Source organism: Biostraticola tofi (assembly GCF_004343195.1).
GTDB lineage: Bacteria > Pseudomonadota > Gammaproteobacteria > Enterobacterales > Enterobacteriaceae > Biostraticola > Biostraticola tofi.
In genome coordinates this window covers 334,093-359,271 of sequence record NZ_SMCR01000001.1, presented here as the reverse complement: position 1 = coordinate 359,271, position 25,179 = coordinate 334,093, and the positions used below count along the sequence as shown (strand labels likewise).

At 54.7% G+C, this 25,179-nt stretch carries 22 protein-coding genes and 2 pseudogenes; 14 read left to right on the top strand and 10 right to left on the bottom strand.

Going from position 1 to position 25,179, the window contains the following annotated elements; all coding sequences use genetic code 11:
- Window positions 1-516 precede the first annotated feature (516 nt).
- Window positions 517-2,076 carry a TerC family protein gene (locus tag EDC52_RS01605; protein WP_131863511.1) on the top strand — a complete coding sequence of 520 codons (1,560 nt, stop codon included), beginning with the start codon at window positions 517-519 and terminating at the stop codon, window positions 2,074-2,076.
- Window positions 2,077-2,138: 62 nt separating this feature from the next.
- Here EDC52_RS01605 and EDC52_RS01600 read toward each other — a convergent pair whose 3' ends face one another.
- The 3 genes from EDC52_RS01600 to pabB form a co-directional block, all read right to left on the bottom strand.
- Window positions 2,139-3,503 carry an L-serine ammonia-lyase gene (locus EDC52_RS01600; protein WP_131863510.1) on the bottom strand — a complete coding sequence of 455 codons (1,365 nt, stop codon included), beginning with the start codon at window positions 3,501-3,503 and terminating at the stop codon, window positions 2,139-2,141.
- A 536-nt stretch (window positions 3,504-4,039) separates the two neighbouring features.
- Window positions 4,040-4,648: a CoA pyrophosphatase gene (locus tag EDC52_RS01595; RefSeq protein WP_131863509.1), complete on the bottom strand. Its 609-nt coding sequence runs from the start codon at window positions 4,646-4,648 to the stop codon at window positions 4,040-4,042.
- Window positions 4,645-6,024, bottom strand: a complete 1,380-nt coding sequence (gene pabB, locus EDC52_RS01590; RefSeq protein ID WP_131863508.1) for an aminodeoxychorismate synthase component 1 — start codon at window positions 6,022-6,024, stop codon at window positions 4,645-4,647. Before pabB ends, EDC52_RS01595 begins: the two co-directional genes overlap by 4 nt.
- 149 nt (window positions 6,025-6,173) lie before the next feature.
- Here pabB and EDC52_RS20305 point away from each other — a divergent pair.
- Window positions 6,174-6,404, top strand: a pseudogene (locus EDC52_RS20305) (YoaH family protein); the annotation flags it as partial.
- 87 nt (window positions 6,405-6,491) lie between these two features.
- On the opposite strand, the gene EDC52_RS01580 reads toward EDC52_RS20305, so the two are convergent.
- On the bottom strand, window positions 6,492-6,842 hold the full coding sequence (locus EDC52_RS01580; protein WP_131863506.1) for a RidA family protein: 351 nt from the start codon (window positions 6,840-6,842) through the stop codon (window positions 6,492-6,494).
- Between the two features lie 125 nt (window positions 6,843-6,967).
- Here EDC52_RS01580 and EDC52_RS01575 point away from each other — a divergent pair, with 125 nt between their 5' ends.
- The 5 genes from EDC52_RS01575 to rnd all read left to right on the top strand — a co-directional run bounded on the left by EDC52_RS01575 (window position 6,968) and on the right by rnd (window position 13,340).
- Window positions 6,968-8,869 (top strand): ATP-dependent DNA helicase, encoded by a 1,902-nt coding sequence (locus EDC52_RS01575; protein WP_131863505.1) that lies wholly within the window; start codon window positions 6,968-6,970, stop codon window positions 8,867-8,869.
- Window positions 8,870-8,951: 82 nt separating this feature from the next.
- A complete protein-coding gene (tsaB, locus tag EDC52_RS01570; protein ID WP_131863504.1) occupies window positions 8,952-9,653 on the top strand; it encodes a tRNA (adenosine(37)-N6)-threonylcarbamoyltransferase complex dimerization subunit type 1 TsaB in 702 nt (233 codons plus the stop codon).
- Between the two features lie 59 nt (window positions 9,654-9,712).
- On the top strand, window positions 9,713-10,312 hold the full coding sequence (locus EDC52_RS01565) for a Slp family lipoprotein (RefSeq protein ID WP_131863503.1): 600 nt from the start codon (window positions 9,713-9,715) through the stop codon (window positions 10,310-10,312).
- Window positions 10,313-10,425: 113 nt separating this feature from the next.
- The gene (gene fadD, locus EDC52_RS01560; protein WP_131864073.1) at window positions 10,426-12,111 is read left to right on the top strand and encodes a long-chain-fatty-acid--CoA ligase FadD; all 1,686 of its coding nucleotides are present in this window, start codon (window positions 10,426-10,428) and stop codon (window positions 12,109-12,111) included.
- A gap of 83 nt (window positions 12,112-12,194) precedes the next feature.
- Window positions 12,195-13,340, top strand: a complete 1,146-nt coding sequence (rnd, locus tag EDC52_RS01555; protein ID WP_131863502.1) for a ribonuclease D — start codon at window positions 12,195-12,197, stop codon at window positions 13,338-13,340.
- A gap of 126 nt (window positions 13,341-13,466) precedes the next feature.
- Here the strand turns inward: rnd and minE are convergent, their stop codons facing one another.
- The 3 genes from minE to minC are packed head-to-tail and all read right to left on the bottom strand — an operon-like array spanning window position 13,467 to window position 15,255.
- The gene (minE, locus tag EDC52_RS01550; protein WP_131863501.1) at window positions 13,467-13,736 is read right to left on the bottom strand and encodes a cell division topological specificity factor MinE; all 270 of its coding nucleotides are present in this window, start codon (window positions 13,734-13,736) and stop codon (window positions 13,467-13,469) included.
- A 6-nt stretch (window positions 13,737-13,742) separates the two neighbouring features.
- Window positions 13,743-14,555, bottom strand: coding sequence for a septum site-determining protein MinD (gene minD, locus EDC52_RS01545; protein WP_131863500.1), 813 nt, complete (start codon window positions 14,553-14,555; stop codon window positions 13,743-13,745).
- Window positions 14,556-14,577: 22 nt separating this feature from the next.
- Window positions 14,578-15,255: a septum site-determining protein MinC gene (gene minC / locus EDC52_RS01540; RefSeq protein WP_131863499.1), complete on the bottom strand. Its 678-nt coding sequence runs from the start codon at window positions 15,253-15,255 to the stop codon at window positions 14,578-14,580.
- Window positions 15,256-15,390: 135 nt separating this feature from the next.
- On the opposite strand from minC, the gene EDC52_RS01535 reads away from it, so the two are divergent.
- The 4 genes and pseudogenes from EDC52_RS01535 (at window position 15,391) to EDC52_RS01520 (ending at window position 18,092) form a co-directional block, all read left to right on the top strand.
- The gene (locus EDC52_RS01535) at window positions 15,391-15,654 is read left to right on the top strand and encodes a YcgL domain-containing protein (RefSeq protein ID WP_131863498.1); all 264 of its coding nucleotides are present in this window, start codon (window positions 15,391-15,393) and stop codon (window positions 15,652-15,654) included.
- A gap of 96 nt (window positions 15,655-15,750) precedes the next feature.
- Window positions 15,751-16,794: pseudogene (locus EDC52_RS01530) on the top strand (lytic murein transglycosylase).
- 83 nt (window positions 16,795-16,877) lie between these two features.
- Window positions 16,878-17,534, top strand: a complete 657-nt coding sequence (locus tag EDC52_RS01525) for a fumarylacetoacetate hydrolase family protein (protein ID WP_131863497.1) — start codon at window positions 16,878-16,880, stop codon at window positions 17,532-17,534.
- A gap of 105 nt (window positions 17,535-17,639) precedes the next feature.
- Window positions 17,640-18,092, top strand: coding sequence for a YcgN family cysteine cluster protein (locus EDC52_RS01520; protein WP_131863496.1), 453 nt, complete (start codon window positions 17,640-17,642; stop codon window positions 18,090-18,092).
- 18 nt (window positions 18,093-18,110) lie between these two features.
- Here the strand turns inward: EDC52_RS01520 and dsbB are convergent, their stop codons facing one another.
- Window positions 18,111-18,641: a disulfide bond formation protein DsbB gene (dsbB, locus tag EDC52_RS01515; protein ID WP_131863495.1), complete on the bottom strand. Its 531-nt coding sequence runs from the start codon at window positions 18,639-18,641 to the stop codon at window positions 18,111-18,113.
- Window positions 18,642-18,822: 181 nt separating this feature from the next.
- Here dsbB and fadR point away from each other — a divergent pair, with 181 nt between their 5' ends.
- Complete coding sequence (gene fadR, locus EDC52_RS01510; RefSeq protein WP_131863494.1) at window positions 18,823-19,542, top strand: fatty acid metabolism transcriptional regulator FadR; 720 nt, start codon at window positions 18,823-18,825, stop codon at window positions 19,540-19,542.
- Between the two features lie 49 nt (window positions 19,543-19,591).
- Here the strand turns inward: fadR and EDC52_RS01505 are convergent, their stop codons facing one another.
- Window positions 19,592-21,127, bottom strand: coding sequence for a SpoVR family protein (locus EDC52_RS01505; protein WP_131863493.1), 1,536 nt, complete (start codon window positions 21,125-21,127; stop codon window positions 19,592-19,594).
- Window positions 21,128-21,424: 297 nt separating this feature from the next.
- Between EDC52_RS01505 and EDC52_RS01500 the strand changes: the two genes are divergently transcribed.
- Both EDC52_RS01500 and dadX read left to right on the top strand, forming a co-directional pair.
- The gene (locus EDC52_RS01500) at window positions 21,425-22,723 is read left to right on the top strand and encodes a D-amino acid dehydrogenase (RefSeq protein ID WP_131863492.1); all 1,299 of its coding nucleotides are present in this window, start codon (window positions 21,425-21,427) and stop codon (window positions 22,721-22,723) included.
- 48 nt (window positions 22,724-22,771) lie between these two features.
- Window positions 22,772-23,848: a catabolic alanine racemase DadX gene (dadX, locus tag EDC52_RS01495; protein WP_131863491.1), complete on the top strand. Its 1,077-nt coding sequence runs from the start codon at window positions 22,772-22,774 to the stop codon at window positions 23,846-23,848.
- On the opposite strand, the gene EDC52_RS01490 is transcribed toward dadX, so the two are convergent.
- A complete protein-coding gene (locus EDC52_RS01490) occupies window positions 23,845-25,041 on the bottom strand; it encodes a multidrug effflux MFS transporter (protein WP_131863490.1) in 1,197 nt (398 codons plus the stop codon). The two genes, dadX and EDC52_RS01490, sit on opposite strands and share 4 nt — an antisense overlap.
- Window positions 25,042-25,179: the final 138 nt, after the last annotated feature.

The window sequence follows — 25,179 nt, the reverse complement described above, 5'->3', positions numbered from 1 at the left end:
CCTCCTCTGTTGACTTAATGGTGTTGCAGTAAAATCGGTCGGCGTGTTGGTAGGCGCCGTCATGCACAGGGCGTCATGGCATAACACTATCTATACTACTAATCTCTTTTTACACTAAGATTTAATGAGCTTATTAATAACTCTTTAATGCTAATAGTGATTCGCGATTTATTTTAGTGTGTAAAAAAATAAAAATTGTGACCTGACTCGGCTATTTGGCTTAACAGCAGCGATTAACTCCGCGTTTTTGATGAAGAAAAGTACAGCGCCGGGGTGGTGTTAAAAAAATTTATGAGAAGACAGGTTTAACTGATAAAGTGAGTTGTTTTCATTATATAAGGAGCACGCAGCCCTTCCGATGGACTGTCACCGATCAAGTTTCTCAACTGTCTCGCCTGCAGTAACGGCGTACCCGCGGTTTATCCCGGCGTTTAATGCCGGAACCCTTTTTTTTGCCCCTGTTTTTTACCCCTCTCATAATCAACTGACTGCCCGAATACATTTACGGAGCCTACGATGGAATTTTTGATGGACCCTTCAATTTGGGTGGGTCTGCTTACGCTGGTGGTACTCGAGATAGTTCTGGGGATCGACAACCTGGTATTTATCGCCATCCTGGCGGATAAACTGCCGCCCCATCAGCGTGACAAAGCCAGGATCATCGGTTTGTCCCTGGCATTGCTGATGCGGCTCGGCCTGCTGTCACTGATATCCTGGATAGTGACGCTGACCCGGCCCTTGTTCTCAGTCGGCGAATTTACCTTCTCCGGGCGGGATCTTATCCTGCTGGCAGGAGGGTTTTTCCTGTTGTTTAAAGCAACCACGGAGTTGCACGAACGGCTGGAAAATAAGGAACACGAGGGGAATGGTAATCGCGGCTATGCCGGTTTTTGGGCGGTGGTTATCCAGATTGTCATTCTGGACGCGGTATTCTCGCTCGATGCGGTGATTACGGCCATCGGCATGGTCAACAACCTGCCGGTAATGATGACTGCGGTGGTTATCGCCATGGCGATGATGCTGCTGGCATCCAAGCCCTTGACCCGGTTCGTCAATAATCATCCAACGGTGGTGGTGCTGTGCCTGAGCTTCCTGCTGATGATCGGCCTGAGTCTGGTCGCCGAAGGTTTTGGCTTCCATATTCCCAAGGGGTACCTGTACGCGGCAATCGGCTTCTCGATCCTTATTGAGCTTTTCAATCAGATCGCCCGTCGAAACTTCATCAAGAACCAGTCGCGCAAGCCAATGCGCGAACGTACGGCCGAGGCGATTCTGCGCATGATGGGGGGCAGGGCGCGCAATCATCAGGAAGACGAAGAAACCGCAGAGAAACCGCAGCAGGAGCATTTTGCCGCTGAAGAGCGCTATATGATAACCGGCGTGTTGTCGCTGGCTTCCCGCTCGCTCAGGAGTGTAATGACACCGCGCAACGAAATTTCCTGGGTAGACTGCTGCCGGCCGGTGACGGAATTACGCGCCGCGCTGATGGAAACACCACACAGTATGTTCCCGGTCTGCGATGGCGAACTGGATAACGTGCTGGGCATTGTTCGCGCCAAGGACCTGCTGGTGGCGCTGGAAAACGGTGAACAGGTCAAAGCCTATGCGATTGCCAATCCGGCCATTATGGTGCCGGACACCCTGGATGTGCTTAACCTGCTGGGTGAACTGCGACGCGCCAAAGGCAGCATGGTAATCGTTACCAACGAATTCGGCGTTATTCAGGGACTGGTGACGCCGGTAGATGTGCTGGAGGCGATTGCCGGCGAATTTCCCGATGAGGATGAAACGCCGGAAATTATTGTCGATGAAGCCGGCTGGCTGGCGAAAGGCAGTACCGATCTGCACGCACTGCAGCAGGCGCTGGACAGCCATGAGTTGGTTAAGGGCCGTGAGGCGGTGGCATCTCTTGCCGGCATGCTGCTGGCGGAATGTGATCAGATGCCTACCGAGGGTGAAGTCATTGATATTGCCGATTGGCGTTTTACCATCGTGCAAATGCTGGAGTACCGTATTGAACTGGTGCGCATAGCGCGTGTTGAGCGGGAAGGGCAGGAACTGGCTGAAAACGCCTGAGGCCGATACTAGGCCAAGTCAAAAAAGCGGGCCGCTGTAACACAGCGGCCCGCGTGAGTTATTCAGTCACACTGAACCTTGATGGCCAGTCCGCCGCGTGACGTTTCCCGATATTTGGCGTTCATATCCTTACCGGTTTCGTACATGGTTTCGATCACCTTGTCCAGCGACACCCGGGGGGCGCTGGTACGGCGAAGCGCCATGCGAGAGGCGTTGATCGCTTTGACCGAAGCAATAGCGTTACGCTCGATACAGGGCACCTGCACCTGGCCGGCAACCGGATCACAGGTCAGCCCAAGGTTGTGTTCCATGCCGATTTCAGCCGCCACGCACACTTGTTCAGGACTGCCGCCCATCAATTCCGTCAGGCCTGCCGCCGCCATTGAACACGCCACGCCCACTTCACCCTGGCAACCCACTTCGGCCCCGGAGATGGAAGCGTTCATTTTGTAAAGAATACCTATCGCGCCGGAAGACAGAAAATAGCGTAAGGCAATTTCCGGGGTCACCGGCTCGATGAAATGATCATAATAGGCCAGTACCGCCGGAACGATACCGCAGGCGCCATTGGTCGGCGCGGTGACCACCCTGCCGCCGGCTGCGTTCTCTTCATTGACGGCCAGGGCATACATATTTATCCAGTCGACGACCACCATAGGATCGCTTGAATGCTTATCGGTCGATACCAGCATTCGGCGTAGGGCCGCGGCACGGCGCGGCACGCGCAGGGGGCCGGGCAGCACACCCTCGGTATTCAGGCCTCGATCGATACAGGCCCGCATGGTTTGCCAGATGGCGGCGAAATAGTGATCAATTTCATCGCGGCTGTGCAGGGCGAGTTCATTGGCCAGCTGCAGACCAGATAATGACAGCCCGGTCTGCTTGCAGTTGTCCAGCATCTGCTGGGCATTTTCGTAGCTGTAGGGCACAGCGACCTGATTGAGCACCGGCTGGCCGAACTGGGATTCCTCAATGATAAAGCCGCCGCCGACGGAATAATACGTCTGGCTGTATAGGCACTCATCGCCATTCATCGCATGAAGGGTCAGGCCATTTTCATGCAGCGAGAGATTGTCATTATGGAACACCATGCCGCCTTCGCGGGGGAAATCGACTTCATGGGGTCCGCCGGCCAGCATCAGGCGTTCGCGCTGTTGCACGTCACGGATAAAGGCAGGTACGCCATCGATATCCACCGTGTCAGGCGCCATACCGGCCAAACCCAGTATGATGGCGATATCGGTGTGGTGGCCCTTGCCGGTAAGGGAGAGTGAACCATATACATCAACCACAACGGCGGTCACCGAGGCCAGAAGCCCTTTGCTGACAAGGTCGTCTGCAAATTGTTTACCGGCTTTCATCGGACCCACGGTATGGGAACTTGACGGGCCGATACCAATTTTAAACATATCGAAAACGCTTATCACCGAAACTCTCCTTAAAACGCAGCTAATGCTTCGACGGACGGCTATACCTAAAGTGTACTGGCTGAGTCCGGCTTAGGCTTATTATTTCACATGAAATTAAATAATGTTTAACAAATGATCATCTTACTGTGTGGCCTGCCTTTACGGCCTGCCCTCCGCTGCGCAACGCTTGCAATCGCAGCTGCCGGAAACGGACCCGGCTGCAACCTGGTCGAGGCCCCCGGCTTACGTCCAAGAGCGAAAAATGTACCTAGAGCAGGTTAAGACTGGGTAATAGGGCTACAGGTTATATAATCAACCAATAAATAAGTTATACGTAGTCATATATTCTATATATTTTTCGTCGAAGCAGATTTTATCGATCCCCATTAGGATTGGAAGGTTTTTTTTGTCTGGAGGATAAAATAAACGATATAAGCCGCAAATCTGTTAATTGCAGTGATGAAAGTGGGGCGCAGGCCGATGATGCGATCTTCGGCAGCATAACCTGCCGTCGCAGCCCATCGCAATGACAGCGGGGTGTCGGAAAGCGGCTATCAACCGGAACGGCGGATTTGTTGTCCCAATCGATACAATATCTGGGCAGTCATTCCCCAGACCATATGCTGCTGATACCAGGAAAAATAGACCCGCAGGTTACGCGAACGATGCTGGATATCCAGGGCACTGTAATTGGACAGCTGCATGGCGGCATGCAGTGGTATTTCAAATATCTGATCCACCTCTTGCCGGTTCGCATCCAGCTGCAGGCCGGGCGCCACCAGCCCGACGACCGGCGTAACGCGAAAGCCGCTGCTGCTGTCCACCGGTGGCAGGGTTCCCAGCACGGTGACCTCAGTCGGAGACAACGCGACCTCTTCATGGGCCTCGCGCAGGGCGGTCATGATCAGCGAAGCGTCCCCCGGATCGGCGGCGCCGCCGGGAAAGGCAACTTGCCCGGCATGCTTACGCAGGGTTTTCGCTCGCTCGGTCAATAGCAGCGTCGGCTGCGGGTGACAGACAATCGGTATCAGCACCGCAGCCTGGCGTTGGGGGCTTGAGGCAGCCTGGCGTTGAGGGCTTAAGCGGACAGGTAAGCCAGGCAGTTGCAGCTGGAAGCGAGTGATAAAATCCTGCAGGGTGATGTCGGCATCGGTCCTGTTCATGGTTGCCCATTCAGTTGCGTCAGTAGCGGCAGAATACTGGCCACTTTGGCCAGCGTTTCCTGATATTCGGCCTGTTCGGTACTGTCGGCGACAATACCCCCACCGGCCCAACAGTGGATGGTGCCCTGGTCTGTCAGCAGAGTGCGAATGGCAATATTGCAGTCCAATGCGCCGCAGAAACTGATATAGCCTATGCTGCCGCACCAGGCATTGCGTCGGGATGGCTCAAGCTGTTCAATAACTTTCATGGCGCTCACCTTGGGCGCACCGGTGATTGAACCGCCGGGAAAGCAGGCGCGTATCAATTCGCACGGATGTCTGTCAGCGGGCAAGGTCGCCGTGATGGTGCTGACCATATGATGTACCGCGGTGAAGCTTTCGATTGCAAACAGCGCCGGGACCCTGACGCTGCCCGGCGCCGCAATTCGGCCGATGTCATTACGCAGCAGGTCGACAATCATCAGATTCTCCGCCCGATCTTTGGCTGACTGGGCCAGGGTGGCTTTCTGCCGCTCATCGGCCAATGGATCGGCAAGTCTCGGCAGGGTACCTTTGATCGGTCTGGTCTCTATCTGCCCGGTCTTTATGCTGAGAAACCGTTCCGGCGACAGGCTGATTACCGCTTCGTTACCGATGCGAATAAAGGCCGAGAATGGCGCCTTGTTATGGGCCAGCAAATGGAGAAAGGCCTGCCATTCCGACCCTTGGTATAGGGCGCTAAAGCGCTGGGCCAGGCAGACCTGATAACAATCCCCGGCGTCGAGATGCTGCTGGATGCGACGAAATTTCCGGCCATACTCGGATCGGGACATATTGGACCGCCAGTCGCAGGTCAAGCGGAATGGGCCAATGGGCTGGCTGATTGGCGCCGCCGTCAGGCGACGCAGCAATGGAGCGGGATCGCCGTAGCTGACTAGCGTGAGCTCCTGCAACTGATTATCGGCAATCAGCGCCCAGTGATAGATGCCGACCGCCATATCCGGCAGGCCCACATCGGCGCTGGCGACCCATGGCAGTGTTTCCAGCCGACGCGCCAGATCGTAGCCGAACAGACCCAGCGCCCCGCCGAGGAAAGGCAATACCCCATGAGGAGCAGGGGTGATGCCGCTCAGCTCCAATTGCTGTTGCAACAGTTCAAAAGGGTCGCCGGCAAAGAGGCTGGTCTGTCCGTCCCGACAGAGTTCGGTAACATTGCCCCGCGTGGTCAGGGTGACCCGGGGATCGGCCACCATAATATCAAACCGGCTGTCCTGATGGCAGGCGTGGCCTGAATGCAGCAGCGCGGACCAGGGGGCAGCCGATAAAGGCGCAAACAGGGCGGTTATGGCACCAGGCTGATAAGGCAATGCGGTAAAATGGGGCGAATTCTGAGACATAGATTCCACACGTAGTAGCGGGCAGCACATCGTGCTGATTACACCTTCAAGAACAATCCCTTTGAATATTATCATAAAGCGCATTGGATGGCTTCGGTAGGCTGGGCATGAGATAATAGCCGGAATGAAGCCCCTTACAGGTACCCATTATGCTTAACAATATGCCCGCATTAACCCATGAGCAGCAGCAGGTGGCGGTTGAGCGCATCCAGGCACTGATGGCCGAGGGAATGAGCAGCGGCGAGGCTATAGCTCTGGTATCTCGTGAAATTCGTGAAAACCATACCGGTGAACGGGTGACGGTTCGCTGGGACGATGAAGACGAAGAAGCCGAGTCCGCCACCGAATATACCCATGATTATGATGATGGAAGCCAGGAAAGTTACCCTGGCGAAGATACTGATGATGACGCCGACGACGAGCAGCCTGAAGACCGTAGTCACCAGGGACCCCGGCGCTGAGCCGGCTCAGACGGCGGCCACCACCTTGAGTTCCACTTTATAACGCGGGTCCATCAGCGCCGCCTGTACGGTGCAGCGGACCGGGGCGCTGCCTGCGGGCACCCACTCATCCCACACCTTGTTCATGGCGGCAAAATCCGCCACGTCGGTCAGGAAAATCGTCACATCCAGCAAGCAGGTTCTGTCGGCGCCGACCCTGGACAGTATCGCGTCGATGGCGGCGAGGGCGCTGGCGGTCTGGCCGGCGATATCCGCCTCGAGATGCGGGTCGTCGGGCACGCTGGTGTAATAGAGGGTGTGATTATGAATGACGGCGTCAGACATGCGCTGACCCGCATCGATACGTTGAATTGACATCACAGGTTCCTGATAATAGGGAAAACGTCCGGCAATGATATCATACTTTTTTTTGCCGCCAGCGGTGTGTGCCCTCCTTGCCGGGATGGGCATCATCCGCACGTCACTTCGCCAGGAGAAGGACATTGACCGATGATTTTGCCCCCGGTGGGGCACTGGCCAAAGCGATTACCGGCTTTAATCCCCGAGAGTCACAGCGGCAGATGGCGCAGGCTATCCGCACTGCCATTGCCGATAAAAAGCCATTGGTCGTAGAAGCAGGGACCGGAACAGGCAAGACCTACGCCTATCTGGTTCCTGCCCTGCGCGCTGATGCCAAGGTGATCATTTCCACCGGCTCCAAGGCGCTGCAGGATCAGCTGTATACGCGAGACCTGCCGAAGGTGGCCGCCGCCCTCAAATACCAGGGTAAAACCGCCTTGTTGAAAGGGCGTTCGAACTATCTCTGTCTGGAGAGATTGGAACAGCAGACGCTGGGGGCAGCCGGCATCCCGGTCGAAACGCAGTCACAGCTGGCCACCGTTCGTCATTGGTCGTCAGAAACCACCGATGGCGATATCGCCAACTGTAGCGGCATCGCCGAGGAAAGCCCGGTCTGGCCGCTGGTGACCAGCACCAATGATAACTGCCTGGGCAGCGATTGCCCGCTGTATAAAGATTGCTTTGTGGTTAAAGCCCGCCGCAAAGCAATGGATGCGGATATTGTGGTAGTTAACCATCACCTGTTCCTGGCCGACATGGTGGTCAAAGAAGGCGGGTTCGGCGAACTGATACCTGCCGGAGATGTAATGATATTTGATGAAGCCCATCAGATGCCTGATATTGCCAGCCAATACTTTGGCCAGCAATTGACTGGTCGACACTTGTTGGATCTGGCCAGGGATATGACGCTGGCTTACCGTACCGATGTCAGGGATATGGCGCAGTTGCAGAAAAGCGCCGATCAATTGTCTTTTCGTACCCAGGATTTTCGTCTGGCCCTCGGCGAGCCCGGTTTTCGCGGTAATCTGCGCGATGCTCTGTCCCAGCCGGCAGTACAGCGATCACTGGTACTGCTGGACGATGCGCTTGAGCTGTGCCATGACGTGGCCAAAATGGCCCTTGGCCGCTCGGCGCTGCTTGACGCCGCCTATGAACGGGCGGCGCTTTACCGCGCGCGGTTGAAAAGGCTGAAAAATACCCAGGAAACAGGCTTCAGCTATTGGTATGAATGCAATGCCCGGCAATTTGTCCTGGCGCTGACGCCACTGTCCGTCTCAGACCGCTTTCATGAAGTGATGGCCGAGAAAGCCGGTACCTGGGTATTTACCTCCGCCACCCTGTCGGTGGATGACCGGATGGACCATTTTACCCGGCGCATGGGGCTGGATGATGCCCAGACGCTGATGCTGCAAAGTCCATTTGACTATGCTACCCAATCATTGCTGTGTGTGCCGCGATTCCTGCCCGAGCCCGGCCAGCGTGGGGCGGCAGTGCAATTGGCGCGAATGCTGATGCCGGTAATCATCGCTAATAAAGGACGATGCTTCTTTTTGTGCACCTCCCATCAGATGATGCGTGACCTGGCGGCCGAATTCCGCGCCTCCCTGACGCTGCCGGTGCTTCTGCAAGGTGAAACCGGCAAACGCCAGCTGCTGCAGCAATTTGTCAGCGCCGGCAATGCCGTGCTGGTGGCTACCAGCAGTTTCTGGGAGGGGGTGGATGTCCGCGGCGACACGCTGAGCTGCGTCATTATCGACAAACTACCGTTTACCTCGCCGGATGATCCGCTGCTAAAGGCGCGCAGTGAGGATTGCCAACTGCGCGGCGGTGATCCCTTTGCCGAAGTGCAGATCCCGGAAGCGGTCATTGCCTTGAAGCAGGGTGTTGGCCGGCTTATTCGCGATACAACCGATCGGGGGGTGCTGATTATCTGTGATCAGCGCCTGGTAACCCGTCCCTACGGCGCCACCTTTTTGAAGAGCCTGCCGCCGGCGCCGCGTACCCGGAGTCTGCAGCGGGCGATTGATTTTCTGGCCAGGCGCTGAATCCCATCAACCCGGGGCATGGCATCCTGTGCTATGATCCATGCCCGTTTGATTATCCTTTTACTCCCGCCTGAGGTTTGGCATGTCTACGCGAATTTTAGCCCTTGATACCGCAACTGAAGCCTGCTCCGCTGCATTGTGGATTGATGGCACTATTACCGAATGCTTCGATATCTGTCCCCGTGAACACACCCAGCGCATTCTGCCGATGGTCGACAGCCTGCTGGCCGGTGCCGGTATCGAACTGAACCAGCTGGATGCTCTGGCGTTCGGCCGTGGTCCGGGCAGCTTCACCGGCGTGCGTATCGGTATCGGCATAGCCCAAGGGCTGGCGCTGGGCGCAGACTTGCCGCTTATCGGCGTCTCAACGCTTGCTGCCCTGGCACAGGGCGCCTGGCGCAACACCGGCATTGAACAGGTGTTTACCGCTATCGATGCACGCATGGGCGAAGTCTACTGGGCATCCTGGCAACGGCAAGCGGAGGGTTGCTGGCAAGGAGCCCAGAGCGAAAGAGTGATTGCCCCGGCTCAGCTTGCCCTGCTGCCCGATGATTTTTCCGGCGTCTGGGCGAGTGCCGGTACCGGCTGGGAAACCTATCCGGATCTGCTGGTGCGCTCGGGTGTCGACCTGCGGCGGAGTGAAACCCTGCTACCCGCCGCCAGCGATATGCTGCCGCTGGCGGTGCAGCAGTGGCGTGATGGCCATGTTCAGTCCGCAGAGCAGGTGCAGCCTACCTATCTTCGTAATGAAGTCACCTGGAAAAAATTGCCTGGCCGGGAATAATCGGCAACTAAAGGCAAAGCCTCGGGTCAAAGTAGAACGACGTATTGAGAGAGCGCAACATGAGTAACCATCTTGCTATGTACCGAAGTTTGCGTAAATTTGTCCAGGCCTCGGCACTGATGTCGGCGTTGGCGTTAGCCGGTTGTGTCACGGTCCCTGAATCTATTCGCGGGACATCCCCCACGCCGCAGGATGATCTGGTCCGGGTAATGAATGCCCCGCAGTTATATATGGGCCAGGAGGCCCGCATGGGGGGGAAAGTGGTCAAGGTGACTAACCTCAACGGCCGTACCCGGCTGGAAATCGCCGCGTCCAATCTTGACCAGAGCGCCAGACCCCTGCTGCACCAGGGATCGATAGGGCGGCTGGTGGCCTACGTAAACGGATTTCTCGACCCGGTCGATTTTACAAATCAATGGGTGACGGTTGTCGGCCCGATTACCGGCAGTGAAAAAGGCACTATCGGCCAGGCGGACTACAATTATGTGGTGGTTCAGGCCAATGCCTTTAAACGTTGGCGCCTGACCCAGCAAGTGATGCCGCCGATGGGGCCGCCCGTTTCGCCCTGGGGCTGGAACGGCCATTATGGCCCAGGCTGGGGACCGGGCTGGAATAATTATTATGGCCCCGCTGACGTTGAAACCATTCTTGCTGAATAATCCCGGTATCGCCTTCCCGCTGGCATTGGCCATCGGGAAGGCTTTAGCGCAGTCAACCATGGCCTGGATGCGAAAGGATAATGAAACTACCGGTCACCCAAAGCACTCTGCCGATGGAAAAAAACTGGCTCAGTCATTACCCGGAGGATGTGCCGGCCCACATCAATCCTGATACCTACAGTTCATTGGTTGATCAATTTGATCATGTCGTGCGGCGTTTTGCCGATCGACCGGCATTTATCAATTTCGGTCGTGTGTTGACTTATCGGCAGTTGGACAGCAAAAGCCGCGCTTTTGCCGCCTATCTTCAGCACTTAAAGCTGCCGGCCGGCTCGCGGATAGCGCTTATGATGCCTAATCTGCTGCAGTATCCGGTGGCCCTGTTCGGCATCCTGCGCGCCGGTATGACGGTAGTTAACATCAATCCGCTCTACAAGCCCGCCGAGCTGGCCCATCATCTGAACGACAGCGGTGCGGCGGCAATTATCGTCAATGCCAACTTTGCGCATACCTTGGCTGCGGTGGTCAAACAGAGCGATGTCCGTCATATCGTTGTGACTGAAATCGGCGATGAACTGCCCGGTCTTAAAGGCCTGCTGATGTCGGCGGTGGTAAAATACCTGAAAAAAGGGGTGCCGGACTATCATTTGCCAACGGCCGTCGCCTGGAAAACGGCGCTGGCGATCGGCAGCCGGCTAAAATATGCGCCGCCGCCGGTGAAAAGCAGCGATCTGGCGTTTTTGCAATATACCGGCGCAACGACCGGGCTGGCCAAAGGCGCCATGCTGACCCATCGCAATATTCTGGCCAATGTGGCCCAGATCAAAGCCGCCTATGGTCCTTTGCTGCAGGCCGGCAATGAAACCATGGTAACGGCGCTGCCGCTCTACCATATTTTTGCGCTGGCAGTGAATTGCCTGCTGTTTGTCGAAATGGGCGGCTGCAACCTGCTGATTACCAACGGCCGTGACATTCCCGGCTTGGTGAAGACGCTTCGCCGTCAGCCTTTTACCGCTATTTCCGGCGTCAATACCCTTTACCGGGCCCTGCTGAATAATCAGGCATTTACCCGCCTTGATTTTAGATCGCTCAAGCTTTCGGTCGCCGGCGGTATGCCGATTCAGCAAACGGTGGCTGAACGCTGGCAGTCGTTAACCGGCAGTCATCTGCTTGAGGGGTATGGGCTTACCGAAGCCTCGCCGTTGGTAAGCGGCAATCCCCATAATCTACAGTGCTACAGCGGCAGTATCGGCCTGCCGATCCCTTCTACCGATATCCGGGTGGTCGACGATGCGGGCAATGCCGTTGCCGCGGGCCAGCCAGGCGAATTGCTGGTGCGTGGGCCGCAGGTGATGGCCGGCTACTGGCGTCAGCCTGAGGCCAGCGCTGAGGTGCTCAAAGACGGCTGGCTTTCTACCGGCGATGTCGTTACAGTGGACTCGGACGGTTTTTTCCATATCGTCGATCGCAAAAAAGATATCATTCTGGTATCGGGTTTCAATGTTTATCCCAATGAAATCGAAGCGGTTGTCAATCGCCATCCTAAAGTTAGCGAGGCTGCCGCGATTGGTATTCCCTGCGATAATACGGGTGAAGCGATAAAGCTGGTGGTGGTCAAAAAAGACCCGTCATTGACCGGCGATGAACTGGTGAATTACTGCCGACGCTACCTGACCGGATATAAAGTTCCCAGAATGATTGTATTTTGCGATGCGCTGCCATTGTCGGCGGTGGGAAAAGTACTACGCAAGCAATTGCGCAGCCAATCGGTCGGACAGCAAAGTCTTAAAACGCTTTAAACCGCCCTTGCCGCGGGCAGTATTTATTTAACGCCGGACAGGCCGACGTTGTTATTTTTAATAGACTCACGTAAGAGAATGCAGTGCTAAATTATCAATTAATCACTCAGGACGGCCAATTACAGACGCTTTGTGAGCAAGCTCGTCAATTTCCCAGAATCGCGCTGGACACCGAATTTGTTCGTACTCGAACCTACTATCCTCAACTGGGTCTGATTCAATTATTCGATGGGGTCAATCTATCTTTAATCGATCCGCTGGCGATAACCGACTGGCAGCCGTTTATCGACTTGCTGGCTGACAGCGCGGTGGTCAAGATCCTGCATGCCTGCAGCGAGGATCTGGAAGTATTCCTGCATGCTTTTTCCCAGTTGCCGGTGCCGATGATCGATACCCAGGTCCTGGCGGCTTTTACCGGGAAACCATTATCCCGCGGCTTTGCGGCTATGGTGCTGGAATACCACCAGGTAGCGCTGGATAAAAGTGAATCGCGTACTGACTGGCTGGCGCGTCCGTTGAGTGAGAAGCAGTGCAGCTACGCTGCCGCTGACGTTTACTGGCTGTTGCCGATGGCGGAAAAACTGCTGGCTGAAACAGAACAGGCAGGCTGGATGACGGCGGCCCGGCAGGAATGCGACGCTATCTGCCTGCGCCGCCAGGACACGGTCAGTCCCGAGCTGGCCTACCGGGATATCACCCATGCCTGGCAATTGCGGACCCGACAGCTGGCCTGCCTGCAAAAGCTGGCCGCATGGCGGTTGCGCAAAGCGCGCGAGCGGGATATGGCGGTCAATTTCGTCGTGCGCGAGGAAAATCTGTGGCAGGTGGCGCGCTTCATGCCCGGCTCGCTGGCTGAGCTTGATAAACTCGGCCTGAGCGGGCCTGAAATCCGCTATCACGGCAACACTCTGGTGGCCCTGGTACAGGAAGCCGAGGCGCTAGCCGATGACGCTCTGCCGGAACCGGTGTTGAATCTTGTCGATCACACCGGCTATCGTCAGGTGTTCAAGCGCATCAAAGAGCAGATAGCCCTGGTCAGCCAGCAAACCGGCCTGTCGGTTGAGTTACTGGCATCACGCCGGCAGATAAATCAGCTGCTGAGCAATCACTGGGGGCTGACCGAGGCAGCGCGAGAACCTGAACTGGTCAGTGGCTGGCGGGGCGCATTGATGGGAGATATGCTCACTGGACTGCTGCAAGGAGCCGTAAAGACGCCGGAACAGCAATAAGCCCTGCCGTAGCCTGCCCCTGCATGACTGCATGACTGCATGACTGCATGACTGCATGACTGCATGACTGCATGACTGCATGACTGCATGACTGCATGACTGCAGGGGCAGGCTATTGGCTAGGGCTTATTTAGCGCTTTCTTCCGCTTCTGGCAGCGTAACATTAAGCTCAAGTATCGAGATATCTCCCTCTTTCTGCTCAAGCTGTACCGAGACCATTTCCGGATCTATTTGCACATAGCGGCAGATTACCTCAAGAATATCGCGCTTCAGCTGCGGCAGGTAGTGGGGTTCGCTGTCCCCCCGGCGACGCTCTGCGACGATAATCTGCAGCCGTTCCTTGGCTATATTGGCTGTCGTTTTTTTACGGGAGAGAAAAAAGTCGAGTAAGGCCATGGTTTATTATCCCCCAAATAGGCGTTTCAGGAATCCCTTCTTCTCTTCTTCAATGAAGCGGAAGGGGCGTTCTTCTCCTAACAGGCGATCGACCATGTCTGCATAGGCCTGGCCGGCATCAGACTCCGCGTCAAGTATGACTGGCTCGCCCTGGTTGGACGCACGCAATACTGACTGATCTTCAGGGATCACACCTACCAGAGGAATGCGAAGAATTTCTATCACATCTTCCATGCTGAGCATATCGCCACGGTTAACGCGACCCGGGTTGTAGCGGGTAAGCAACAGATGCTCCTTAATCGGATCTTCGCCATTCTCAGCGCGGCGGGATTTGGATGAAAGAATGCCGAGGATACGGTCCGAGTCACGAACCGACGAGACTTCCGGGTTAGTGGTAATAATGGCTTCGTCAGCAAAATAGAGCGCCATCAGCGCACCGGTTTCAATGCCCGCAGGGGAATCGCAGACGATGAAATCAAAGTTCATTTCGGCCAGATCGGCCAGGATTTTCTCGACGCCTTCACGGGTGAGAGCATCTTTGTCACGGGTCTGCGAAGCGGGCAGGATATACAGGTTATCGGTGCGCTTATCTTTAATAAGCGCCTGATTAAGCGTGGCATCGCCCTGGATGACATTAACGAAATCATAGACGACGCGGCGCTCGCAGCCCATGATAAGATCAAGGTTACGTAGACCGATATCAAAATCGATTACCACCGTTTTTTTGCCCTTACGTGCTAAGCCGGTGGCAATGGCTGCGCTTGATGTGGTCTTGCCTACGCCCCCTTTACCCGAAGTAACAACTATGATGCGTGCCATAAAAGGATTCCTTGTCAAGGGCTTAATTTAAAGGTTGAATGGTCAGGATATTATCGAGCAGGGTAAGCCTGGCTGCCTTACCTGCAAACTCTGCCGGAATCTGATCGCTTAGCCAGTACTGACCGGCAATTGAAACCAGTTCCGGCGACAGATGGGTGCAGAAAATCTGGCATTGTGCATCGCCTGATGCCCCCGCCAGCGCCCGTCCGCGCATCATGCCATAAACGTGTATATTGCCATCAGCAATGAGCTCAGCGCCGGCACTGACGCTGCTGGTGACAATCAAATCGCTGTTTCGCGCATAAATCTGCTGTCCGGAACGCACCGGGCTATCTACCAGACGCGTTTTTGCCGCCAGCGGCTTTTCAGGCGCGGCGGCGGAATGAGCCTGCGCCTTGCCTTCCGACAGCAAAGGCAGGCCGCTTTTGATAATCGCCTTTTTAAGGTTGGCATCCTTGCAGCCGCTTACGCCGACAACGTGCAGTCCTGCGGTTCTGAATACCAGTGTCAATGAAGACCAGTCAGTATCACGGGTTAATGCTGAAGCATTGATAACTACCGGCGCGTCTTTAAAAAAAGCCGGCGCCTGTTCAACTTTTTGCTGTAATGCCTGACGAATATCCTCAGGTTTCGCGTCATGAACATGAATTACCGATAAAGTAAAACTACTGCCTTTCAACTCAATGGGCGTTTGTGACATCTATCCTGACTCAGTCTTAGCACGTGTATTTTCCCGGTACGCTACCGGGAGGCGATATTCCGAAGCACTTCAAACATGTTATAGTCACAGCTATATACAGGCAAGACACCATTTAAAGTAAAAAGAGTAAAAAATATGTTTTGTGTGATCTATCGAAGTACCAAACAGGACCAGACATACCTTTTCATCGAAAAGAAGGACGATTTTTCCCGCGTCCCGCCTGATTTATTGAAACACTTCGGCAAACCTGTGCTTTCAATGCTGCTACCTTTGGATGGCAGTAAAAAATTAGCCTCGGCAGATGTGAACAAAGTAAAAGACGCGCTGACTGAACAAGGCTTTTATCTGCAATTACCTCCCCCGATCACCAATTTATTGTCGGCGCATAATAATCGATAATATTACTGATCATTAATCCACTATGCCTTTTGTCGGCTATGCTGTCTTTCATATTGTGTCGCCAATAAATAACCGTGGGCTCAGAGGAGTTTATCAGTGACATTATCCCGCTCTGTTTTAAGGGTTTGTAGTGTCCTGCTAGTGGCCGGCTTACTGTCTTCGACTACCCTTGCCGCCGCGCCTGGCAATACAGCGCCGGACCAGGATAAACCGCAGTATCCGGATGCGGCGGCGTTTCCGGCTTATGTCGAGCAACTGAAGGCGCAGGCGCTGGCCCTCGGCATCAGAGCCCGGGTGGTTGAATAGGCGTTCGCCGGGGTCCATTTTATCGAGCACGCGGTGCTGTCTGATCGAAACCAGCCGGAAAAAAAAATAACTCTGGATGACTATCTGCAGCGTGTATTGCCCCAACCGCGGATACAGAAGGGCCGGGAGATGCTGGCGTTGCACGCGTCAGCGCTCGGCCCGTTAAGCCGGCAGACAGGAGTGCCGGCAAGCATCATCATTGCTCTTTGGGGCATGGAAAGCAGCTTCAGCAAGATACAGGGCAGAGAAGATGTGATCTCCGCTTTGGCTACACTGGCTTTTGAAGGGCGTCGGGAAGCCTTCTTCCGTCAAGAGCTGTTTGCCGCCCTGAAGATAGTCGATGGTGGTCATATTGAGCTTGATAAGTTGAAAGGCTCCTGGGCCGGTGCCATGGGGCAGACGCAGTTTATGCCATCGTCCTATTTGAAATATGCCGTCGATGGCGACGAAGACGGTAAAGCTGATATCTGGGCGTCGTTGCCGGATGTGTTTGCCTCCACCGCCAATTACCTGCACACCGAGGGCTGGCAACCCGGCATCGGCTGGGGAAGGGAAGTTAAATTGCCGGCCGGTTTTCCGCTGGAAAGCGCCGGTCTCAAGGACTCGCAGGCCAGAACGGCTCATCAGTGGAAAGTACGAGGCGTCACTCAGCCAGACGGCACTCCCCTTAAAGAAATCGATAATCCGACGTGGATTATTATCCCTGATGATCTTCAGGGGCGGGCTTTTATGGTCAATGCCAATTTCCGTACCCTGATGCATTGGAATCGTTCGCTCTATTTTGCACTTAGCATTGGTTTAATGTCTGATGAAATTACTTCTTTGTCGTTGTAATCAAATGCCGCACTGACTACTGTATGGCAAGGTGATCTATTTCTATCACGCGGTCTTATAACTCACTGTCAGGAGAGCAGGGCATGTATCAACATAGAGATTGGCAAGGTTCCTTACTTGATTTTCCGGTGAATAAAGTGGTGTGCGTCGGCAGCAATTATCGTAATCACATTAAAGAAATGGGCAGCGCCACCCCTACTGAGCCGGTGTTGTTTATCAAACCGGAAACCGCCCTGTGCGATATTCGCCAGCCGCTGGCGATTCCCCAGCATGACGGCGAAGTGCATCACGAAGTCGAGCTGGCGATATTGATCGGTCTGCCGCTCAAACAGGCGGATGAAGATCACGTGGCGCGAGCCATCGCCGGTTATGGCGTCGCCCTTGATCTGACGCTGCGTGAACTGCAGGCCAAATTCAAGCAAGCGGGTCAACCCTGGGAAAAAGCCAAGGGTTTTGATGGCTCCTGCCCGATTTCCGGCTTTATACCGGTGTCGGAATTTGGCGATGCTCAGCAGGCCGAGCTATCGCTTACGGTAAACGGTGAACTCCGTCAGCAGGGTAATACCCGCGATATGATTACGCCTATATTGCCGCTTATCGCCTACATGAGCCGCTATTTCACCCTGCGGCCCGGCGACATCATTCTGACCGGGACGCCTGAGGGTGTGGCTAAACTGACCTCTGGCGATGCATTGACGCTATCCCTGAATACCCAGCAGATAACGACTCGGGTGATTTGAAGCTGTTTTTTTGCCGCCTACTGGTCTGAGTGCGGCAAAAATATTTGCATCCTGGCGGCGAACGATTTATATAGTCCCCCCGACTTTATTTAACTGGAAACGCTGATGAGCCAACCGCCGTTCTGGCAGACGAAAACGCTGGAAGAAATGACTGACCAGGAATGGGAGTCATTATGTGATGGCTGTGGCCGCTGCTGCTTGAATAAACTGATTGATGAAGACACCGAGCAGATTTACTTCACCAACGTTGCCTGCAATCAGCTCAATATCAAAACCTGCCAATGCCGGCACTATGAGCGGCGTTTTGAATTCGAATCCGACTGCATCAAACTGACGCGGGAAAATCTGACCACTTTCGACTGGCTGCCGCCCACCTGCGCTTACCGTTTGCAAGGTGAAGGTAAACCGCTGCCGGACTGGCATCCATTGTTGACGGGCTCGAAAGCGGCCATGCACGGCAAACGTATCTCGGTACGCCATATAGCGGTGCATGAAAGTGAAGTTGTCGATTGGGAAGACCATATCATGAATCATCCCGACCGGGTCTGGGAAAACTGACGACCGGTCGGTCTAAAATCAACGGTTGAACAAATCCCGCTTAGGGCGAGTGAAAGGTTGGGCGATAAGCACGATGGCCCCGATGAGCAGGAAGGCGCCGAAGATGATGATCATCCATTGCGGCATTTCCAGCGACATAAAACTCCACTGCCGCTGGGCGCAATCGCCTTCGGCGCTGAAGATTGACGGCAGCCATTTATCCAGCGGCAGCCAGGTTGGAAAGCTGACAAAAAAATCACAGGTGACGAAAGGAGACGGATTGAGCTGGATATCCGTGTGCTGCATCGCCAGTCTCAAGCCTTCCCAGGCGCTGTAAAGCCAGATGCCGATGGCGGCGAAACGTAGCGGTGTTGAAGGCGCAAAAGCCCCTACCAAGCCAGCGCCCATTACGCCAAACAGTGCGCATCGTTGATAAATGCACAATACACACGGCTTTAATAACATGACATGCTGAAAATAAAGAGCCACCAACTCAAGGGCGAAGGCGGTCAATGCCAGCAGTAGCCAGGCACCTCGCCCTTTTGAGCAGCTATTGAAAAATTGCAACATACTTATTATCCATATCAGTTGCTTTCAAACCCGCAGTTTAAATGAATTATTCTCAGATACCATCCTCTTTTTTTCTGGGAGCACAGTAAGATACGAATACGTTAAGATTTATTTATACCTCAGGGCTTCTCTGTTATGATTGACCCGTTTTCTGCTCAATAATCCCGCTACGGAACATACTATGGTCATCAAGGCGCAAAGTCCTGCCGGTTTCGCAGAAGAATACATCATTGAAAGCATCTGGAACAGCCGCTTTCCTCCGGGCTCCATCCTTCCCGCCGAGCGTGAGCTGTCCGACCTTATCGGCGTCACCCGCACCACCCTGCGCGAAGTTTTGCAGCGGCTGGCCCGCGATGGCTGGCTTAAAATACAGCATGGCAAACCCACACGGGTCAATGATGTCTGGGAAACCTCCAGCCTGAATATCCTGGAAACCGTAGCCCGCCTTGATCAGGCTAACTTGTCGCAATTGATCGATAATTTATTATCTGTTCGCACCAGCATTGCTTCCATCTTCATTCGTATGGCGGTGCGTCTATACCCCGAAAAAGCTCAGGATGTGCTGGCTCAGGCAGTTCAGGCAGAAGAAGAAGCTGATGCGTTCACTGAGATGGACTATCGCATTTTCCGCGGACTGGCGTTTGCGTCAGGCAACCCGATTTATGGCCTGATACTCAATGGTCTAAAAGGCCTCTATCTGCGCGCCGGAAGATATTATTTTTCCAACCCGCAGGCGCGTGAGCTGGCCCGCCATTTTTATGCTCATCTGGCGGTGCTTTGTCGGCAGGGGCTTTATGAACAGGTGATAGAACTGGTCCGCCGCTATGGCATTGAGAGTGGGGCGCTGTGGCGCAGCATGGAGTCAACCCTCCCCAGCGATTTGGCCGCAGGCGGTCGATAATATTGCCCAGTGGACCTCCCTGTCCGCTGCAGACCCTCGCGATGGGTTTTCAAAGCGGCATGGTTCTGGGGGGACAACGTTCTATCAGCTCCACGCTGCCGTCCTGATTAACCTGTTCCATATAAACATCAAAGCTCCACAGCCGATGAATATGCTTCATCACTTCGCGACGGCTGCTGGCCAGCGGCGCCCGGTTTTGCGGGGTATAGCGCAGGGTCAGTGAACGATCGCCCCTCAGGTCGACATTCCAGATCTGTATGTCCGGCTCCAGGTTACTGAGATTATATTGTTGCGATAGCTCCTGACGGATTGCCCGATAGCCTGCCTCATCATGAATAGCCGAAATTTCCAGATAGTTGTTGTGATCATCATCGAGCACGGTAAAAAGACGGAAATCACGCATGATTTTTGGCGATAAAAACTGACTGATGAAGCTTTCATCCTTGAAGTTATGCATAGCGAAATGCAGGGTATCCAGCCAGTTACTGCCCGCTATATCCGGGAACCAGTAGCGATCCTCTTCGGTCGGCGACTCACAGATACGCTTGATATCCTGGAACATGGCAAATCCCAGGGCATAGGGATTGATGCCATTATAATATGGGCTGTTATAGGCCGGCTGATAGATGACATTGGTATGGCTATGCAGAAACTCCAGTATAAAGCGATCGCTGACTTTATTCTCGTCATAAAGATGATTGAGGATAGTGTAGTGCCAGAAGGTCGCCCAACCCTCGTTCATCACTTGAGTCTGCTTCTGCGGATAAAAATATTGGCTTACCTTGCGCACGATACGCAGAATTTCACGCTGCCAGGACTCCAGAAGCGGCGCGTTTTTTTCCATGAAATAGAGCAGATTTTCCTGGGGCTCGCTGGGATAACGGCTGGCCTGATAGGGCGCTTCCTCCTTTTCACGCCGGGGCAAGGTACGCCATAGCTCATTGACCTGGCTTTGCAGGTAGGCTTCCCGGCTCTGCTGGCGTGACTTCTCTTCCTGCAGTGAAATCTTCTGCGGTCGCTTGTAGCGGTCAACGCCGTGATTCATCAGGGCGTGGCAGGAATCCAGCAACTGTTCAACCTGTTCAACACCGAATCGTTCTTCACACTGGCTGATATAATTTCGGGCGAAGATCAGGTAGTCGACGATGGAACTGGCATCGGTCCAGCTGCGGAACAGGTAATTGTTTTTGAAAAACGAGTTATGCCCGTAGCAGGCATGCGCCATGACCAGCGCCTGCATGGTCATGGTATTTTCCTCCATCAGGTAAGCGATGCAGGGATTGGAATTTATGACGATTTCATAAGCCAGACCTTGCTGTCCGTGCTTATAACGCTGCTCGGTTTCTATGAATTTCTTGCCGAACGACCAATGGGTATAGTTAATCGGCATCCCAACGCTTGAGTACGCGTCCATCATCTGTTCTGAGGTGATGACTTCAATCTGATGGGGATAGGTATCGAGCCGGTAATGCTTGGCTACACGGTCTATTTCCGCCAGATATTCCTGGAGCAGTTCAAACGTCCAATCGGGTCCATCGTTTAGACAAGCTGTAGCCTTTACTTTTTCATTCATGGAAATCGTCATCAGCGCACCTCATCGTTACAGACAGTACATGATCATGCTGTCCTATATTTAATCGTAGTGCAATATTAAAATCATGTGACTGGCACTAGGCGATTTGGCTGTGGTAAACGTCGGTAAATGCGGGCTTTTTGCAGCACGAAAAGTCAGATCCGCTGATTGCGGCAGTTTTTTCAGTTTGCTATTGATATCATGCGGTCTGAAAGTATTTAATGCATTGTCTTCAATGCCCTGATAATCGACAGGGGAAGATTTGCCCTCTGTCTTATGGATACCTTTACCGGAGAGGCTGGCTTAAGTATGCACGTTATGATCTTGGGAAGTGGGGTGATTGGGGTCGCCAGTGCCTGGTATCTGGCCCGGGCGGGTCATCAGGTCACCGTACTTGACCGTCAGCCAGGCCCCGGCCTTGAAACCAGCGCCGCCAATGCCGGCCAGATATCTCCGGGCTATGCGGCACCCTGGGCAGCACCGGGCGTGCCCCTTAAAGCGATTAAATGGATGTTCCAACGCCATGCGCCGCTGGCGGTCAGGCTAAATGGCAATCCGGAGCAATTTCGCTGGATGTGGCAGATGCTGCGCAACTGTGACAGCACGCATTATTATATTAATAAAAGCCGGATGGTCAGGCTGGCGGAATACAGCCGGGATTGCCTGAAGGCCTTGCGTGGTGAAACGGGTATTAACTATGAAGGCCGTCAGGGCGGCACCCTTCAACTGTTTCGGACTGAAAAACAATATCAGAACGCGTCCCGGGATATTGCCGTTTTGCGTGATGAAGGTGTGCCATATCGATTGCTGACGGCTGAGCAGCTAAAAGACGTGGAGCCCGCGTTAAGCGGGGTGGCGCATAAACTGACCGGTGGCCTCCAACTGCCTAATGATGAGACCGGTGATTGTCAGCTGTTCACCCGCCATCTTGCCGCTATGGCGGCGGATATCGGCGTCGAGTTTTGCTACCAGTGCGATATAACAGGGCTGATTCGCACCGGCGATCGGATTACCGGCGTCACATGTGGTGACCAGGTGTTGCAAGCCGATGCCTATGTAATGGCGCTGGGTTCATGGTCTACCGGCATGCTAAATGATCTGGTCCCGATTCCGGTCTATCCGCTGAAGGGCTATTCGTTGACGATTCCTATCGCTGATGCCGATGCGGCCCCCGTCTCAACCGTTCTTGATGAAAGCTATAAAATTGCCATTACTCGCTTTGACCGGCGTATCCGCGTCGGCGGCATGGCTGAAATTGTCGGTTATAACACGGACCTGGTACGTGCGCGCCGCGATACGCTTGAAATGGTGGTCAGAGATCTTTACCCCGGCGGCGGACATGTCGAGCAAGCCACCTTCTGGAGCGGTCTGCGTCCGATGACGCCAGACGGCACGCCGCTGGTCGGCGCCACACCACTGGATAATCTCTGGCTCAATACCGGGCACGGTACCCTGGGCTGGACCATGGCCTGCGGATCCGGCAGGCTGCTGGCAGATATCATCAGCGGCAGGACCGCCGACATAGCCTATGACGATTTATCCATTGCGCGTTACCAGCCGGGGTTTCAATCGGCAGCAACGCCTAAAAGGGCTCAGGGCCGCCGATAGCCGACGTATTGCCCAAGCCATACCCCAACTTTATCAAGGAGTTGTTTCATGCCTCGTCCGATTGTCGCCAGCATCGACTTATCTGCTTTGGCGTCAAACCTGACTGTTATCCGTGGTTTTGCCCCGGGGGTCCATATCTGGTCGGTGGTGAAGGCCAATGCCTATGGGCATGGCCTCCAGCGCATCTGGTCGTCACTGGCCGGTACCGATGGTTTTGCCCTGCTGGATCTCAACGAAGCCGTTATGCTGCGAGAGCAGGGTTGGCAAGGACCGATACTGTTGCTGGAAGGTTTTTTCAAGCCGGAAGATTTAACCCTCATCGATACCTACCGGCTGACGACTGCGGTACACAGTGACTGGCAAATCGATGCTATTGGCCGTCACCGTTTCAGTGCGCCGGTCGATATCTACGTTAAGCTGAATAGCGGCATGAACCGTCTGGGTTTCGCCGCCGAACACTGGCCCGCCGCCGCCGCCGCTCTGGCAAGCCTGGAGCAGACAGGCCACCTCACGTTGATGACCCATTTTGCCCATGCCGATATGCCCGAAGGCGTGGCGCAACAAGAAGCGGTAGTCGAAAAGGCGGGACGAGACTGGCAAGGGCCGCGCTGCCTGGCCAATTCTGCCGCCACGCTGCTCTATCCCCAAACGCATCATCAGTGGGTCAGGCCCGGCATCATCCTGTACGGCGCCTCGCCCAGCGGCGACTGGAATGACATTGCCAATACCGGTTTGCGTCCGGTCATGACATTAAAAAGTGAACTGATTGCCATTCAGGATATTCAAGCCGGAGACCGCGTGGGTTATGGCGGTCGCTTTCAGGCGAGCGGTCGACAGCGGATCGGCGTGGTCGCCTGCGGCTATGCCGATGGCTATCCCCGCCATGCGCCTACCGGTACGCCGATAGTGGTCGACGGCGTCCGTACCCGTACGCTGGGGGCGATTTCCATGGATATGCTGGCCGTTGACCTGACCCCTTGTCCCTTGGCACGGATCGGCAGCCCGGTCGAACTTTGGGGCAATCAGGTAAAAATCGACGAGGTAGCCCGTTCGGCGGGCACCCTGGGTTATGAACTGATGTGTGCCGTGGCGCCAAGGGTACCGGTATCATTCGGCCAGTATTAGCGCACCCGGCGGCTGGACAGCTGTGAAATCAGATAAACCTGGTAGCGGGCAGTGATGGCGAACAGCCCGCCCAGCAACATCACCAGCGCCAGTGAAATGCGTGGCGGGATCGGCAGGGCAATAAATGCCAAACTGATCGCTGCGGCGCCGCCCATCTGGACAAAGCCGTTAAGGGCCGATGCCACACCGGCCTGGTTGGCGTAAGGTTCCAGAGCATAACTGGCGGCCGGTCCCATCAGGAATGCCAGCCCGGCACAAGCAGCCGCCACCGGCAGCATATAGCTCCACCACTGCGCCTGCCAGGCTAAAGGTGACATTGTCACGCTGGCGGTCAGCAACAGACCGCCGATCGCCATCAGCAAAGTGCCTATCGTGAGACAAATCGGCCGTCCGGCCTTGCGAATAATCCGATTGGCAATCCAACTGACAAACATAATCCAGAAGCCATTGGCGCCGAAGGCGAATGAAAACTGCAGCGAGCTCAGCCCGGCATCGCCCATCAGTACCTGCGATGACAGCGATACGTAAGTCAGCGCCATCGCCATGGCACCGGTATTGACCAGTGAAAATACCAGGAAACGCCGCTTGGAGACAATTTGCCAATAGGTTGCCAGCGGCAATCCCAACGCACGCCGGGTCCCGGTAGGCCGGGTTTCAGGTAGTCCAAGGGCTATCAGCAGCAGAACCAGAAATGCGTATGCCGCCAAAGCCCAGAAGGGAGCTCGCCAGCCGAATGCCGCAGCCATCAGCCCGCCGGCCAGTGGGGCAAGAGCTGGCACGATATTAAGCGTACCATTAAGAAAACTGAATGCTCGGGCGGCTTCATCGCCATTCAATCGATCACGCACGCAACTGAATAATGCCACTGTGGTGCAGCACACCGCCATGCCCTGCAGTACGCGCGAACCGACGAACATGGCTGAAGACTCGGCCACTGCAGCCATTATCGCACCCAAACCGTAAAGCAGCACGCCAGCCAGCGCCAGCGGGCGCCGACCAAAATAATCCACCAGCGGTCCGGTAATCAGCTGGCCTACGCCCATTACCAGTATAAACAATGGGATAGTTGACTGGATCAGGGACTCTTGAGTGTTCAGCCCTTGGGCAATATGGGGAATGACCGGCAGATAAAGATCAATGCCCAGTGGACCTAACAGGACCAGTAACAATAGCAACAGCAGTAACTTACGCATTAACAGCCAGATAAAAGTAAAGAGGATTAGAATAGTGAATGTGGGGACGCATTGAAAGACCAAAAGGCCTTTCAGATAAAACTTCCAGTCCCTAACGCACCTCTGAGGCTAGCGCCGTCGATGCCGCGGCCCAAGGTC

Excerpts from the sequence above, each read along its gene's own strand:
- EDC52_RS01605 (WP_131863511.1), top strand. The coding sequence starts at position 517 with ATGGAATTTTTGATGGACCCTTCAATTTGGGTGGGTCTGCTTACGCTG.
- EDC52_RS01595 (WP_131863509.1), bottom strand. The coding sequence starts at position 4,648 with ATGAACAGGACCGATGCCGACATCACCCTGCAGGATTTTATCACTCGC.
- pabB (WP_131863508.1), bottom strand. The coding sequence starts at position 6,024 with ATGTCTCAGAATTCGCCCCATTTTACCGCATTGCCTTATCAGCCTGGT.
- EDC52_RS01580 (WP_131863506.1), bottom strand. The coding sequence starts at position 6,842 with ATGTCAATTCAACGTATCGATGCGGGTCAGCGCATGTCTGACGCCGTC.
- tsaB (WP_131863504.1), top strand. The coding sequence starts at position 8,952 with ATGTCTACGCGAATTTTAGCCCTTGATACCGCAACTGAAGCCTGCTCC.
- EDC52_RS01565 (WP_131863503.1), top strand. The coding sequence starts at position 9,713 with ATGAGTAACCATCTTGCTATGTACCGAAGTTTGCGTAAATTTGTCCAG.
- fadD (WP_131864073.1), top strand. The coding sequence starts at position 10,426 with ATGGAAAAAAACTGGCTCAGTCATTACCCGGAGGATGTGCCGGCCCAC.
- minE (WP_131863501.1), bottom strand. The coding sequence starts at position 13,736 with ATGGCCTTACTCGACTTTTTTCTCTCCCGTAAAAAAACGACAGCCAAT.
- minD (WP_131863500.1), bottom strand. The coding sequence starts at position 14,555 with ATGGCACGCATCATAGTTGTTACTTCGGGTAAAGGGGGCGTAGGCAAG.
- minC (WP_131863499.1), bottom strand. The coding sequence starts at position 15,255 with ATGTCACAAACGCCCATTGAGTTGAAAGGCAGTAGTTTTACTTTATCG.
- EDC52_RS01535 (WP_131863498.1), top strand. The coding sequence starts at position 15,391 with ATGTTTTGTGTGATCTATCGAAGTACCAAACAGGACCAGACATACCTT.
- EDC52_RS01525 (WP_131863497.1), top strand. The coding sequence starts at position 16,878 with ATGTATCAACATAGAGATTGGCAAGGTTCCTTACTTGATTTTCCGGTG.
- EDC52_RS01520 (WP_131863496.1), top strand. The coding sequence starts at position 17,640 with ATGAGCCAACCGCCGTTCTGGCAGACGAAAACGCTGGAAGAAATGACT.
- dsbB (WP_131863495.1), bottom strand. The coding sequence starts at position 18,641 with ATGTTGCAATTTTTCAATAGCTGCTCAAAAGGGCGAGGTGCCTGGCTA.
- fadR (WP_131863494.1), top strand. The coding sequence starts at position 18,823 with ATGGTCATCAAGGCGCAAAGTCCTGCCGGTTTCGCAGAAGAATACATC.
- EDC52_RS01505 (WP_131863493.1), bottom strand. The coding sequence starts at position 21,127 with ATGACGATTTCCATGAATGAAAAAGTAAAGGCTACAGCTTGTCTAAAC.
- EDC52_RS01500 (WP_131863492.1), top strand. The coding sequence starts at position 21,425 with ATGCACGTTATGATCTTGGGAAGTGGGGTGATTGGGGTCGCCAGTGCC.
- dadX (WP_131863491.1), top strand. The coding sequence starts at position 22,772 with ATGCCTCGTCCGATTGTCGCCAGCATCGACTTATCTGCTTTGGCGTCA.
- EDC52_RS01490 (WP_131863490.1), bottom strand. The coding sequence starts at position 25,041 with ATGCGTAAGTTACTGCTGTTGCTATTGTTACTGGTCCTGTTAGGTCCA.